This window comes from Pediococcus pentosaceus (assembly GCF_001437285.1).
In the GTDB taxonomy this organism is placed as follows: Bacteria; Bacillota; Bacilli; order Lactobacillales; family Lactobacillaceae; genus Pediococcus; species Pediococcus pentosaceus.
This window is the reverse complement of record NZ_JQBF01000009.1, coordinates 20263-32481: the sequence shown is the minus strand read 5'-3', so window position 1 is coordinate 32481 and position 12219 is coordinate 20263. Positions and strand designations below refer to the sequence as shown.

Here is a 12219-nt window from a genome sequence, read left to right as displayed (position 1 = left end):
CGACAAAAAGTAGCAACGTCTTGTAAATTAAGTCGGATGCTACTTTTTTGTTACGTAAGGGTATTTACAGTAATTCTCTTTGAACTAAAGTTTCGGCGATTTGGACTGCATTCCAAGCCGCTCCTTTAAGTAAATTATCAGAAACAACCCAGAGATTATAACCTCCTGGATTTTCAGCGTCAGCTCGGATTCGTCCGACGAAAGTGGATTGGTGTCCTTCAGCGGTGATGGGTTGAGGATAAAGCTGAGTGCGGGGATCATCTTGCAAAACGATGCCATCAGCTTGGTCCAAAACGGTCTGAATTTCTGGCACCGATGGATTTTGTTCTAATTCAAAGTATACGGATTCGCCATGCCCGACGGGGACAGGAACCCGAACACAGGTCGCCGTTACTTTTAAATCTGAATTATTCAAGTCGTGGCGTAAAATCTTTTTAGATTCATGAATCATTTTCCACTCTTCATGGGTATAACCGTCATCTTCAAAAACATCGATTTGAGGAAGTAAATTAAATGCTAAAGGATAATGATGAGATGCGCCACTAACTGGCAAAATTTTAGCTATTTCAGCCTGCCCATCAAGATGTTGGCGAGCTTCCTCTAATAGTTCATTCCAAGCCGATTGACCAGCTCCAGAAGCAGCCTGATAGGTTGAAACAATAATTCGATTTAGACCGTATTTTCGATCAAGCGGGGCGAGTGCTACCAACATTTGGATGGTACTACAGTTAGGATTAGCAATTATCCCGTGATGCCAATCAAGATCATCAGAATTGACCTCGGGAATAACCAGAGGGACTTCTGGATCCATACGAAAGGCACTAGTGTTGTCGATACAGACCGCGCCGTTTTTTACAGCGTGGGGAATTAATTTTTTAGAAACTGAGCCACCAGCTGAGGATAAAACTAAGTCCACCCCGATAAATGAATCAGGAGTCGCGACGGATACTTCATATTCTTGACCGCGAAAAGTTTGAACTTTGCCGACGGAACGGGGCGACGCGAGTAGTCTTAAATCACGAACTTCAATATTAGACTGTTCAAGTTGCTCAATCATTCTGGTTCCAACGGCGCCAGTGGCTCCTAGGATGGCAACGGTGATTGCTGACATATTATTTTTCCTCCTGAACAAATTTTGTAAGCCGTCGAACGGCTTCGTGTAAGTTGGACATGGATGCTGCATACGAGAAACGTAAATAACCTTCACCACCAGCTCCGAAAACTTTGCCAGGAATCACGGCTAATTTAGCTTGATGGGCGATTTGCAAGGCCAACTGGTTCGAATTTTGGATCAAATTGATGGGAATTTTAGCAAAAAGATAAAAAGTCCCAGCGGGCGAGCGAACTTGAAAATTTAATTGATTAAGTTCCTTTACAAGGTAGTCACGGCGTAATCGATACTGTTCGCACATCTTGGCTACATCGTCTTGACCATGTAATAGAGCCTCGATCGCCCCCTCCATAATACTAGTGGGAGCGGTGGTAACCATGAATCCATGTAATTTTAAAATATTACTGGTGAGCGTCGCCGGAGCAGCTAAGAAACCAATCCGATAGCCAGTCATAGCGTACGATTTAGAAATTCCATTAATAAGAATAGTTCGAGAAGGTAGTAGTTCGGCTATGGAATAGTGCTTATTATCGTAACTGAGTTCACCGTAAATTTCGTCTGCTAGGACGAATAGCTTCGAATTTTGAATCGCCTGGGCGAGTTCTGTTAGCTTGCTTTTAGAGTAAGTTGCGCCGGTCGGATTAGTTGGGTAATTTAGGACTAGCATTTTGGCGTTCGGGTGCGCTTGTAAAGCTTGTTTCAAAGCATCGGCTGTGAGTACAAAATCAGTATCTGAGGTATCGATTTCAATCACCGTGGCATCAATTGCTTTTGCAATTGCCATGTATAAAGGAAAGGTTGGAGTTGGAATAATCACTTCGTCGCCAACACTTAAAATGGTTTGCATGGTAGCAAAAATTGCTTCGGTAGCGCCGATTGTGATCAAGATTTCACTCGCTGGGTTGTACCGAATATTAGTTGAGTTCAGTAGATATTTACTAACAGCTTGGCGCAAACGCAGTAAGCCGGCCGACGGAGCGTAGTGGGAGGCATTATTAGTGATTGCGTTAATTAAAACTTGTTTAACGTGTTCTGGCGTGTTTAAGTCGGGCTCACCCAACGTTAACTTTAAAATTCCCGGGATATCAGACACTTGTTGATCAAATTGGCGGATGGCAGAGCGACTAATTGCTGAGAGTGCCGGCCGAGTTTGGTTTTGTAGAACGGAATCGAGTTCAGGCATTTATAAAGCCCCCTAATCTAAGATATTTTCTAGACCAACCACTAAGGTATTTAAATCGGTCACTTTTTGACAAGCCAGTCGAACTCCAGACATGAAAGATTGGCGGTCAAATGAATCTTGACGAATGGTTAAAGCCTCACCCGGTCCACCGAAGAGAACTTGTTCGTGGGCAACGTAGCCCGGTAAACGAATTGAATGGATTGGAACACCATCAACTTTACCTCCTCGAGCACCAGGGATAGTTTCAATTTCATCATAGTCGTTAGCATGAGTACGAGATGCGCTGATGGCTTTGGCGGTGGCAATAGCGGTTCCAGATGGAGCATCTTGTTTATCTTGATGATGCATTTCAACCACTTCGGCTTCTGGGAAATATTTAGCAGCCTGCTTAGCAAATTGAATTAAAAGGACAGCTGATAATCCAAAATTAGGAGCAATTAATCCTCCCAACTCTTTGGTAGCTGCCAAAGTTTGGAGCTCATGCATTTCGGACGTTGAAAGACCACTAGTTCCAACGACCGGATGATAGCCATGGGTAATTGCATACTTAATATTTTGAAAAACAATGGAGGGGACGGTGAAATCAATCCAAATGTCAGCTTGCGGAAGTTCAGCTAGCTGATTAGTGACCAAATAATCAGATGTTTGGGGGATGGCATGTGGTGCGTAACCACCAACTAACTCGAAACCCGGTAAGTTTTGGATTAACTGAACGGTTTGTTGACCCATAGATCCTGTACAACCAGCAATCACAACAGTTTTAACCTGATTTATCATATAATGGCTCCTTTCCTAGTAATGCAACTCTGCACGTCGGCAAGATGATTAACCCCCAGCTGATGGGCTAAATTGAGCTTTTCTTTTTGATTTAATGGCAAGATAGGAAGTCGTGGACTACCAACGGACCAATTTTGAGCGTTTAGAACGGCTTTAACTGGTGCTGGTGACGGATATAAGAAGAGGGCTTCCATTTTGGGTGTTAATTCTCGCTGTAATTTTCCGGCTTTTAATAGATCCCCGTGTTTCACAGCATCTAAAAGTGCTCGTATCTGATAGCCATATATGTGGCTTGCAACCGAAGCAACCCCATTTGCGCCTAAAGCGACTGCACCCAGAGTTTCTGGATCATTTCCGGTATATACAGCAAAATCATTGGGGGTATTTTCAACTAAAAAACCAATGTCATTTAAATTTGTACACTGTTTAATTCCAATGATATTTGGTTCTTGAGAAAGCTCAACAATGGTTGCATTTTCCATTTGAACACCGGTTCGTCCGGGAATGTTATACATCATAATCGGAAAGTCAGCTTGGCGCGCGACGGCTTTAAAGTGCGCTACCATCCCGCGTTGATTAGGCTTATTGTAGTAGGGGGTAACGACTAGAGCGGCAATGATCCCGTCAATTTGGCGAACTTCTTTAGTGAAGTCAATGGTAGCTTGGGTATTATTTGATCCGGTTCCAGCAATGATGGGTACTCGTCCAGCAACTATTTCAGCAAAGCGAGTATACAGACCTAATTTTTCAGCGTGAGTTAAGGTAGGTGTTTCACCGGTAGTTCCCCCGATAATAAAACCAGTATTGCCGGTTTCAATGAGATGATTAGTTAAACGTTCTAACGCAGTAAAGTTAATTTTTAACTGATCGTCAAATGGTGTAATAATAGCGGAAATCAAATCAACATTTTCAAGCATATTTAAGCCCCCTTGGACATTCGATTTTGAAGAAATTTAACCACTGCATCGATTCCCAATTGAATGGCACGTTCATCGGGATTAAAGGTGGCAGAGTGAAGTGAACTGGTAGCACCGACGCCCAACCAAAACATGGTGCCTGGAAACTTGCTCAGCAAGAATCCGAAATCTTCGCCGGTCATTGCTGGCGGAGTTTTTTTAAATTTAATGGCCGAATCGCTTTGCATGAATTGAATTAATTCATGAGTTAAGGTTGGATCATTTTCCACTGGTAAATACCCACCTTGATTCATTTTGACCTCGACTTGGCAATTAAAGGCTTGGGCAGTTCCTTCACAAATTTGTTGAACGCGTTGTTGAATTAGAAGAATCATTTTCTGAGTTAATCCGCGAATAGTGCCCTCAATGACGGCTTGATCAGCAATAACATTTCGAACATTTCCAGCAGACACTTTTCCAAGGGTTAAAACCCCGCCTTCGATGGGGTTGACATTACGAGCAACAATGGTTTGAAGCTGAGTAATTAAATAAGCTTGAGCAACAACCATATCATTTGCGTCTTGTGGATAGGCTGCATGTCCTCCTTTGCCGGTTAATTTAAGATTAACTTCTGTAGTTCCAGCAAACAGGGTTCCCATGCGGCAACCAATTACACCGGCTGGCAACGTCGGCGTGCTATGGAGCCCGTAAAATTCGTCTGGTCTAAACTGATTGGTAAAAATATTTGCATTAAAAGCTCGAACCGATCCACTATGGCTCTCTTCTGCTGGCTGGAAAAAGAAGATTAGATTATCTTGCGGTTGATGGTTAGCAAAATATTCTAAGATGCCCAAGGCAACCGTCATGTGAATATCATGACCACAGGCGTGCATAATACCTGGAGTTTTGGAAGCGAAGTCAAGGTCAGTCTTTTCGTTGACAGGAAGTGCATCGATATCTGCTCGATATCCAATTGTTCGATGAGGATGCGAACCAGCAACTCGAACTAGTAAAGCGGTTGGTAGTTCGGGAATGGTTTTAATTTCAAGCAAGTTTTGCGGTAGCGAGCGGATGACGCTTAAAAGTAGGGCGTGGGTCTGGAATTCTTTTAGGGCTAATTCCGGTGATTCGTGAAACCGTCGCCTTATTCGAACTAAATTTAATGGTTCAATGGTCATTTTAAACACTTCCTTATAGGTTACGTAGTCCGTCTTCAAGCGCTGTTTTCTGGGAAGTTGTATTATCAACCCGTTTAATAATTTGAGCTGGTACCCCAGCAACTACTGTATGTGCAGGAACGTCTTTGGTAACTACTGCTCCAGCAGCAACAACAGCACCGGTTCCAACATGAACGCCTTCAACCACAACGGCATTGGCTCCAATCAAAACATGATCATCAATTTGAACGGGTTGAGCGGAAGCTGGTTCAATTACGCCAGCTAAGACAGCACCTGCACCAATATGACAATGTCGACCAACTAGAGCCCGCCCACCAAGGACGACGCCCATATCGATCATTGTTTCGGCTCCAATCTCGGCGCCGATATTAATAATAGCGCCCATCATGATAACTGCATTATTGCCAATTAAAACTTGATCACGGATGATAGCACCTGGCTCAATTCGGGCATTGACTTCCTTTTTGTCCAGAAGAGGAACTGCAGAATTTCGACTATCGTTTTCGACTCGATAGTGTGTGATTTGAGAAGATGATTCTAATAGTGCTTTAACGTATTTCCATTCACCAAAAAGAGTTCCAGAAGTTGGTGAAATAAAAGCTTCAATTTCATTCGGTATTTGTAATTGATATAGTTTTTCTCCGGCAATAAACACTCGAACGGGGGTCTGCTTTTTGGAGTTTGAAATGGTGTTAATAATGGATTGGGTGTCAAGATTACTCATAGTAATTCCCCTTTCAATTTTCAATAATCTAAATCATTTTGTATCATATCTGCGTATGTTTCTCTTTGAATAACTAATTGAGCTTGGCTATTTTCAGCAAAGACAACTGCTGGACGAGGATTACGGTTATAGTTACTAGCCATTGAATACCCGTAAGCACCTGTTGCCAACATAACGAGTACATCACCGGTCTTAGTAGTAGGTAATGGAAGGTGGTTGATTAAGATGTCACCAGATTCACAGAATTTACCAGCTAAACGAACGGTTTCAATCGGAGGCTGATTTGGATTTTCTGCAAGGACCGCCTCATAGTCAGCCTGGTAAAGTGCGGGCCGAATATTATCACCCATTCCGCCGTCAACAGCAACGTAAGGGGATAAACCAGGGACATCTTTTCGTGAACCGATTGTGTAAAGTGAAAAACCGGCTGAACCAACAATGGAACGACCTGGCTCTATCCAAATGGTGGGAATGGGTTGTCCAAGCTTAGAGTACTGGACTTGAAGTTCATCTAAAATTTCACCGAGAAGAAGCTCGGGGGCAAGAGGATCATCCGCATGGGTATACTTAATTCCAAATCCACCACCGATATTTAAAATATCGGCTGTAAATTGGTATTTTTGAGACCAATTTGTTAATAAATTGACTAACTTTTTAACCTCTAATTTAAAACCTGTTACTTCAAAAATTTGTGAACCAATGTGGGCATGAATTCCTCGTAGATGGATTCGAGGGTTGTTTTGGGACAAGCGCATGGCTTTTAATGCTTGTCCTGAATCAATATCAAATCCAAATTTACTGTCAGTTTGACCGGTTTGAATATAGCTGTGAGTATGAGCAGAAACACCTGGTGTAACACGGAGCAATACATCGATTTGAGTATTATTTTCGTTCAAAACTTGATCGAGCAATTCTAATTCATGAAAATTATCTAAAATGATAGTTCCCACTCCTTTTTGGACGGCAAAATTCAACTCGGCGAGTGATTTATTATTGCCATGGAAGCTAAGACTAGTAGAGGGAAAACCAGCGGCCAAAGCTGTAGCAATCTCACCTCCAGAAACGACATCGGAATGGGCATGTTCTTGCTTAACAACTTGATAAATGGCTTTGCAACTAAAAGCCTTGGAAGCATAGCTGACGATGCCGCGCATACCACGGTCTTCAAATTCTTTTTGAAAGGCTTGAATTTGATTACGAATCATGGTGACGTCAAAAACTTGGAGTGGGGTCCCATATTGACGGGCAAGTTGAGTAGCACTTAGGCCGCCTATGGTAACCTGATTAACGTTATTTACGGTGTATAAAGACATTCGTTTACCCCCTTTTCTAATTTAATTTTCACAAATTTATAATACTAAATGAATTTCGTCAAGCATAAAGTAAGAGGGTATATGTCATAAATTGTTGCTCTAAGTAGAAGTGATTTATGAAAAATTTATTTTTTTGCATTCTAGTACAGAATGAGTATAATAGGCTTAAATTAAAAAAGAGGTTGCGGAGATTAAAAGTATCTGAGGATAGAATGAAGGATTCGATATGCCCCAGCGAAAGGATGATCCGCCGAAATGAACATTGACCTTTCTCAATGTTTGTTGGGTCTTGAGATAACATCTCAAGGACTGTCGCTATCATGACTGATAGCGGGGTGCTTTTCAAATCAGACTAATGATTTAGCGATGTTAGTTAATTACTAGCGCCCATTTTCGTTTTTTTACGAATGGGCGTTTTTATTTTGGTTAGTTGGAAAGCTAGAACCTCGCAAAAGGAGACTAGTATGGTAAAAGTTGTTAAGTTTGGTGGTAGCTCTCTAGCTAACGCAGCGCAATATCAAAAAGTAATTGAAATCTTAAGAGCAGATCCCGAACGTCGAATTGTGGTCGTTTCAGCACCGGGGAAGCGTTTCAAAGATGATGTTAAGGTGACGGATCTATTAATCAAATATGCCAACGCATCTGGGGAGAACGTCAAAGTAGCACGTCAAGCAGTGCTAGACCGATATCAAGAAATTGCAGATGCATACCACGTTTCTGATTCGGATTTTGAACAAATCAATGTACATCTAATTGATTTAGCAAATTTGCACCACGCAAATAAAGCATGCCGTCTTGCTCATTTTAAGGCGGCAGGGGAGCGGTTAAACGCAATTTTAATGGCATTAGTTTTAAAAAAATTCAATGTTACTGCGCGGTTTGTTGATCCGAAACAATTGGGCATAAAGGCGCATGGTGACTATAATAACGCGATCTTAGACCAGCATTCATATGCTCAAATTGAGGCAGTTTGTTCAAATTTGCTGGATGAGGCGGAGTATCTTGTAGTTCCTGGTTTTTATGCATATAACCAAAATGGTGAGGTATGCACTTTCTCGCGGGGAGGGTCAGACATCACGGGGGCCATTCTCGCACGTGGTTTCCAAGCTCAACTTTATGAAAATTTTACGGATGTGGACTCCATTTATTCGGCTGACCCTAAGATCATTACCCAGCCACATCCAATTCGAGAGATGACTTACCGTGAGATGCGGGAACTTGCATATGCTGGATTTTCCGTTTTTCACGATGAAGCCATCATCCCAGCAATTGAAGCTCAAGTTCCAATTGTGATTAAAAATACGGATCATCCCAATTTACCAGGAACCGTAATTGAACCCGAACAAAATTATGCTTCTGATTTAGAAATCACAGGAGTGGCGAGCTCAAGTCGGTTTGCGGCTTTGTATATACACAAATATCTGTTGAATCGTGAAGTCGGTTTTACCTTGAAATTATTAAAAATTTTATATCGTTACGATATTAGTTACGAACATATGCCTTCTGGAATTGATGATTTAACAATTATTTTCAACCAGAATCAAATAACGGACGAAATTTTACCCAGTTTGTTATCCGATATTCGGGAAGAATTGCACACTGACCAGTTAGAATGGATTGATGATTATGCAATCTTAATGGTGGTTGGAGAGGGAATGCGTGACAAGGTCGGCGTTGTAGATCGAATTGTGAATGCTCTAGCACGAAAACAAATTGGAATTCAGATGATTAACCAAGGGGCTTCTAGAATCTCAACGATGCTCGGAGTTCATCAAAACCAAGTAAATCAAGCTGTTCGTGAAATTTACAGAGAATTTTTTAAAAACAAAGGTAGGGCAGACTGATGATTAAATTATTACGAGTACACGGTTCAGAAAATTCATTTATATTACTTGATCAAGAACAACTCGAAATACCAATGAATCCAGACCAGTTAATTCAATTAGCAATTCAAGTTACTAATAATCAAACAGGGTTGTTAGGTGGGGCTGACGGACTTCTTGTAGTTAGTTCAAGTGACCATGCTGGCGTTCGGGGACGAATGCAGGTTATTAATAACGACGGTAGCTTCGCTAGCATGTGTGGAAATGGGCTGCGAACGGTGGCTCGTTATTTAGCCGAAAAATATGAAGAAAATGATTTTTTGGTCCAAACAGATCAAGCCGATTTGCATGTAGGACGGGTAGCAACGATTGGAAATGGGTTACCCACATATCAGGTGGAAATTTCACCGGTTAGTTTTAATGCTAAAAACCTACCAATGCAAATTGAAAATCAGGATAAATTGTTTAATGCGCCAGTTCGAGATTTTGATGATCAGCTTCTTTTTTCGGCCGTGGCGGTACCTAATCCACATTTAATAGCAATTGATAATAATAACCGGCTTTCAACTAAAAAGTTAGCGGAATTGGGTCATAGGTTAAATGCTTCCAATCCTTGGTTCCCAAAGGGAGTTAACGTGAGCTTTGGACGAGTCATTGGTCAGAATCAATTGTTCGTCCAAACTTATGAACGGGGGGTTGGTTTTACTAATGCCTGTGGGACAGGGATGTCAGCGACAAGTTTAGTTTGGAGCTTGTTAAATGATGGTCAAACTAGATTGGGTGAAGTAAATGATATCTTTAATCCAGGTGGGATGGTCAAGACTCGGGTGAATCAAATTCATGGTGCATATACGATTGATTTAATTGGGAATGCGACTTTTACCCACCAAATCTGGATTGATGAGGATCAGTTGCGACAAAATAATTTGGAACAGGTTCAAATTGAATCAACTGGGGAAGAATTACATTACCAAGAGTTTATTCTACAACTACCTCGCTATCGCTTTTAGTGAAATAACTACTATATAATATAAAGATTTTCAGTTAACCTAATTTTCAGTAAAACTGAAACCTAAGCAGATTAATTTAGGACTCTTTGGCTTTTTTACACTCTGATATAATAGTCATCGACTAATGAATTATAAGGAGAATGTTTTGAACTGGAAAAAAGGAACTTTAGGCGCGAGCGGAATGCTCGTCCTCGTTATTTTAATCGGATTGATGTTACGAACACCAATCACCACGCTACCTCTGATGCTAGGAGATTTGGCTAACAAACTGGAGGTCTCGAAGAGTAGTTTGGGGATCTTAACGACTTTGCCACTCATAATGTTTATGTTATTTTCGAGTGTCGCCTCGACCATTTTAAAAAAGTGGGGTTTTAAAAAGTCACTCCTAGGTACCTTAGCCATCCTATTAGTGGGTTCATTATTACGACTCATCGTTACAATGCCGACGATGATCATCGGAACCAGTTTGATTGGAATGGGAATTGCTTATTTAAACGTTTATATGCCATCATTTGTTACAGCATATTTCCCTAGCAATATTGGACTTTATACCTCGGTTTATACCTTTTCGATGATGTTTGGAGTGGCACTTTTCAACGTTATCACGGCGCCCATCATGGTGTTGGCCGGATGGTGGAGCATGCTAATAGTATTAGCGATTACCCCTCTGTTGGCATTAATAATCTGGTTGTTTTTGATGCCTCATCTATCAGAAGAAATCCATGAACCGCAAGTTGAAGTTAAAAAAGAAGCTATGTCCAACGATCAAATCTGGGTGAATAAAAAAGCATGGGCTTTTCTAATCATGTTTGGGAGCCAATCGATTCTAAATTACACATTCACTGCATGGATGCCATCCTTGATGGCGTATCGCCAAGTCGGATCAGGCGTAATTGGAATTATCATGGCGGCTTTTTCGTTGATTGGCTTGCCGATTACCGTGCTTTTGCCCCAATTATTAGTTAAGTGGGGACGGTTGGGCAAGTTGTTCTTAGTAGGATCTGCTGGAGTGACCGGCTTAATTGCCTCAGGAATGTTATTTTTCCAAAACACTTCGTCCACGATATTTTGGATGATTGAAAGTTTGCTATTAGGTTATGCGATTGGCCTTTTCTTCATGTTCGTAGTAACCATGTTTGCGATTAAGACCAGTAATCCTTATCGTACGGCTCAGCTTTCAGGGATGGCCCAAGCGGGTGGTTATTTCATTGCCGCTCTGGGACCAGTGACTTATGGCTGGGCCTTTGGTCTGAACCCAACCGGAAATCTACAAAATGTAGCCTTTGTGGTGGCCATTACCTTAGCAACCATCATGGGAGTAATCATTGTTAAAACCAAGAAAATTTAAAGAAAACCTCCGAATTTCGTTTTGAAGTTCGGAGGTTTTTATTTTTGGGTACGAATTACATAAGAATCCAATAATACACGAGATATAACTTGTAGGGGGAGCCTAGAGTGAACTTCAAAGGCTGGAAAATAAGTTGTTTCGGATTTGAAACCACATAATTCAATTGTAGAGTATTTACCGATTGTACTATCAGCATTAGTAGTTATTAATATAATGGGAATTTTATTTTTTGATGTTTTCTTTGCAGATTCGATTAATTCAGGGGTTTCACCGTTTAGAGAAATAATAATAACCAAATTGCCAGGTCTAATATCTGCTGATAAAGTGCGGATAATATTTGGATCATCACTTAGTTGGCAATTTTTATTCAAGAGTTGCAGTTTTACTAATAATTCTTTTGCAATTAATTCAGAAAAACCACGGGCAAAAATGTAAATGGTTTTGGCATGCTTGATTCTTTGCACAGACTGTTCAATATCTGGAATATTAATCATTTTGATGGTGTTAGTAACTTCATGTTCGTTTTTTAGGATGGCACTTTTAATATCACTATCGGCACGCTCTAAATTGGTAAAATCCTTTGAACTATTATTCTTTGCTACTCCATGCTTAAAATCACTGAAACCTGTAAAACCTTTTTTTCTTAGCGCACGGATAATAGTGGCCGTAGAAACGTTAGCTCGTTCACTCAACTCAACAATAGATAAAAAAGGAACCAATTCTAGGTTGTCTTGAATGAATTTCCATACAAATTGTTCTGTCGAACTCAAATTATCATTTGCCAAACCAATCCCTCCGATTGTAAATTCTTTTTCAACAATAACATAAATAACAAAGTTTTTGAAAACATTTACAT

The 12219-nt window shown here is 40.9% G+C and carries 11 protein-coding genes and 1 riboswitch; of the genes, 3 read left to right on the top strand and 8 right to left on the bottom strand.

From position 1 onward, the window contains the following. Positions 1 to 64 precede the first annotated feature (64 nt). Genes IV86_RS07905 through lysA form a run of 7 tightly spaced genes read right to left on the bottom strand, consistent with a single transcriptional unit; the run spans position 65 to position 7182 of the window. Positions 65 to 1111, bottom strand: coding sequence for an aspartate-semialdehyde dehydrogenase (locus tag IV86_RS07905; RefSeq protein ID WP_002834313.1), 1047 nt, complete (start codon positions 1109 to 1111; stop codon positions 65 to 67). 1 nt (position 1112) lies between these two features. Next, positions 1113 to 2294 (bottom strand): aminotransferase class I/II-fold pyridoxal phosphate-dependent enzyme, encoded by a 1182-nt coding sequence (locus tag IV86_RS07900; RefSeq protein WP_002834312.1) that lies wholly within the window; start codon positions 2292 to 2294, stop codon positions 1113 to 1115. 12 nt (positions 2295 to 2306) lie between these two features. After that, positions 2307 to 3071, bottom strand: a complete 765-nt coding sequence (dapB, locus tag IV86_RS07895; protein ID WP_002834311.1) for a 4-hydroxy-tetrahydrodipicolinate reductase — start codon at positions 3069 to 3071, stop codon at positions 2307 to 2309. Continuing rightward, positions 3068 to 3988 carry a 4-hydroxy-tetrahydrodipicolinate synthase gene (gene dapA, locus IV86_RS07890; RefSeq protein WP_002834310.1) on the bottom strand — a complete coding sequence of 307 codons (921 nt, stop codon included), beginning with the start codon at positions 3986 to 3988 and terminating at the stop codon, positions 3068 to 3070. The genes dapB and dapA overlap by 4 nt, the downstream gene beginning before the upstream one ends. A 2-nt stretch (positions 3989 to 3990) precedes the next feature. Next, the gene (locus tag IV86_RS07885; RefSeq protein WP_029257642.1) at positions 3991 to 5145 is read right to left on the bottom strand and encodes an N-acetyldiaminopimelate deacetylase; all 1155 of its coding nucleotides are present in this window, start codon (positions 5143 to 5145) and stop codon (positions 3991 to 3993) included. A gap of 13 nt (positions 5146 to 5158) precedes the next feature. Then, positions 5159 to 5869, bottom strand: a complete 711-nt coding sequence (dapD, locus tag IV86_RS07880; protein WP_011672866.1) for a 2,3,4,5-tetrahydropyridine-2,6-dicarboxylate N-acetyltransferase — start codon at positions 5867 to 5869, stop codon at positions 5159 to 5161. Positions 5870 to 5889: 20 nt separating this feature from the next. Further along, complete coding sequence (gene lysA, locus IV86_RS07875) at positions 5890 to 7182, bottom strand: diaminopimelate decarboxylase (protein ID WP_056979527.1); 1293 nt, start codon at positions 7180 to 7182, stop codon at positions 5890 to 5892. A gap of 168 nt (positions 7183 to 7350) precedes the next feature. Next, a riboswitch (Lysine riboswitch) is annotated at positions 7351 to 7531 on the top strand. A gap of 115 nt (positions 7532 to 7646) precedes the next feature. Between lysA and IV86_RS07870 the strand changes: the two genes are divergently transcribed. The 3 genes from IV86_RS07870 (at position 7647) to IV86_RS07860 (ending at position 11363) form a co-directional block, all read left to right on the top strand. Beyond that, positions 7647 to 9026 carry an aspartate kinase gene (locus tag IV86_RS07870; protein ID WP_036676020.1) on the top strand — a complete coding sequence of 460 codons (1380 nt, stop codon included), beginning with the start codon at positions 7647 to 7649 and terminating at the stop codon, positions 9024 to 9026. Next, entirely contained in the window at positions 9026 to 10015 is a 990-nt protein-coding gene (gene dapF / locus IV86_RS07865; protein ID WP_056979526.1) for a diaminopimelate epimerase, read from the top strand. The genes IV86_RS07870 and dapF overlap by 1 nt, the downstream gene beginning before the upstream one ends. A gap of 145 nt (positions 10016 to 10160) precedes the next feature. Beyond that, on the top strand, positions 10161 to 11363 hold the full coding sequence (locus tag IV86_RS07860; RefSeq protein WP_056979525.1) for an MFS transporter: 1203 nt from the start codon (positions 10161 to 10163) through the stop codon (positions 11361 to 11363). 38 nt (positions 11364 to 11401) lie between these two features. On the opposite strand, the gene IV86_RS07855 is transcribed toward IV86_RS07860, so the two are convergent. Further along, on the bottom strand, positions 11402 to 12148 hold the full coding sequence (locus tag IV86_RS07855; protein ID WP_002834301.1) for a MurR/RpiR family transcriptional regulator: 747 nt from the start codon (positions 12146 to 12148) through the stop codon (positions 11402 to 11404). Positions 12149 to 12219: the final 71 nt, after the last annotated feature.

Excerpts from the sequence above, each read along its gene's own strand:
- IV86_RS07905 (WP_002834313.1), bottom strand. The coding sequence starts at position 1,111 with ATGTCAGCAATCACCGTTGCCATCCTAGGAGCCACTGGCGCCGTTGGA.
- IV86_RS07900 (WP_002834312.1), bottom strand. The coding sequence starts at position 2,294 with ATGCCTGAACTCGATTCCGTTCTACAAAACCAAACTCGGCCGGCACTC.
- dapB (WP_002834311.1), bottom strand. The coding sequence starts at position 3,071 with ATGATAAATCAGGTTAAAACTGTTGTGATTGCTGGTTGTACAGGATCT.
- dapA (WP_002834310.1), bottom strand. The coding sequence starts at position 3,988 with ATGCTTGAAAATGTTGATTTGATTTCCGCTATTATTACACCATTTGAC.
- IV86_RS07885 (WP_029257642.1), bottom strand. The coding sequence starts at position 5,145 with ATGACCATTGAACCATTAAATTTAGTTCGAATAAGGCGACGGTTTCAC.
- dapD (WP_011672866.1), bottom strand. The coding sequence starts at position 5,869 with ATGAGTAATCTTGACACCCAATCCATTATTAACACCATTTCAAACTCC.
- lysA (WP_056979527.1), bottom strand. The coding sequence starts at position 7,182 with ATGTCTTTATACACCGTAAATAACGTTAATCAGGTTACCATAGGCGGC.
- IV86_RS07870 (WP_036676020.1), top strand. The coding sequence starts at position 7,647 with ATGGTAAAAGTTGTTAAGTTTGGTGGTAGCTCTCTAGCTAACGCAGCG.
- dapF (WP_056979526.1), top strand. The coding sequence starts at position 9,026 with ATGATTAAATTATTACGAGTACACGGTTCAGAAAATTCATTTATATTA.